This is a genomic window from Paenibacillus sp. GCM10027629, assembly GCF_042676425.1.
In the GTDB taxonomy this organism is placed as follows: Bacteria; Bacillota; Bacilli; order Paenibacillales; family Paenibacillaceae; genus Paenibacillus_K; species Paenibacillus_K terrigena.
Genome location: NZ_JBHTGZ010000013.1, coordinates 1 through 1,653, shown reverse-complemented (window position 1 = coordinate 1,653; position 1,653 = coordinate 1). Strand labels below are relative to the sequence as shown.

The 1,653-nt window shown below is 54.6% G+C and carries 1 rRNA gene; it reads right to left on the bottom strand.

Features of this window, described 5'->3' with window-relative positions:
- Nucleotides 1-1,653, bottom strand: a 23S ribosomal RNA gene (locus ACFQZR_RS24905); the annotation flags it as partial.

Here is a 1,653-nt window from a genome sequence, read left to right as displayed (position 1 = left end):
GCTTCCACCTCCAACCTATCAACCTCGTCGTCTTCAAGGGGTCTTACTAATTGGGAAATCTCATCTTGAGGGGGGCTTCACGCTTAGATGCTTTCAGCGCTTATCCCGTCCGTACTTGGCTACCCAGCGGTGCTCCTGGCGGAACAACTGGTACACCAGCGGTACGTCCATCCCGGTCCTCTCGTACTAAGGACAGCTCCTCTCAAATTTCCTACGCCCACGACAGATAGGGACCGAACTGTCTCACGACGTTCTGAACCCAGCTCGCGTACCGCTTTAATGGGCGAACAGCCCAACCCTTGGGACCTACTTCAGCCCCAGGATGCGATGAGCCGACATCGAGGTGCCAAACCTCCCCGTCGATGTGGACTCTTGGGGGAGATAAGCCTGTTATCCCCAGGGTAGCTTTTATCCGTTGAGCGATGGCCCTTCCATGCGGTACCACCGGATCACTAAGCCCGACTTTCGTCCCTGCTCGACCTGTATGTCTCGCAGTCAAGCTCCCTTATGCCTTTGCACTCTTCGAATGATTTCCAACCATTCTGAGGGAACCTTGGGGCGCCTCCGTTACTCTTTAGGAGGCGACCGCCCCAGTCAAACTGCCCACCTGACACTGTCCCCGAACCGGGTTACGGTCCTAGGTTAGAACTCCGATACGATCAGGGTGGTATCCCAACGGCGCCTCCACCTAAGCTGGCGCTCAGGCTTCTAAGGCTCCCACCTATCCTGTACAGATCGTACCAAAGTCCAATATCAAGCTGCAGTAAAGCTCCATGGGGTCTTTCCGTCTTGTCGCGGGTAACCTGCATCTTCACAGGTATTAAAATTTCACCGGATCTCTCGTTGAGACAGCGCCCAAGTCGTTACGCCATTCGTGCGGGTCAGAATTTACCTGACAAGGAATTTCGCTACCTTAGGACCGTTATAGTTACGGCCGCCGTTTACTGGGGCTTCGGTTCACAGCTTCGGGATTGCTCCCTAACCACTCCCCTTAACCTTCCAGCACCGGGCAGGCGTCAGCCCGTATACTTCGCCTTACGGCTTCGCACAGACCTGTGTTTTTGCTAAACAGTCGCTTGGGCCTTTTCACTGCGGCCCCCTCGTGCTATTCACACTACCGGGGCACCCCTTCTCCCGAAGTTACGGGGTCATTTTGCCGAGTTCCTTAACGAGAGTTCTTCCGCGCGCCTTAGAATTCTCTTCTCGCCTACCTGTGTCGGTTTGCGGTACGGGCACCTTCTCCCTGGCTAGAGGCTTTTCTTGGCAGTGTGAAATCATGACCTTCGGTACTATAATTTTCCCTCCCCATCACAGCCCAGCCTTACGATGTGCGGATTTGCCTACACATCAGCCTCACTGCTTGGACGAGCATCCATCAGCTCGCGTCACTATCCTACTGCGTCACCCCATTGCTCATAACGGTTCACGGTGGTACAGGAATTTCAACCTGTTGTCCTTCGACTACGCCTTTCGGCCTCGCCTTAGGTCCCGACTTACCCTGAGCGGACGAACCTTCCTCAGGAACCCTTAGGCTTTCGGCGGACAAGATTCTCACTTGTCTTTTCGTTACTCATACCGGCATTCTCACTTGTATGCTGTCCAGCGCTCCTTACGGTACACCTTCAACCTACATACAACGCTCCCCTACCCCTG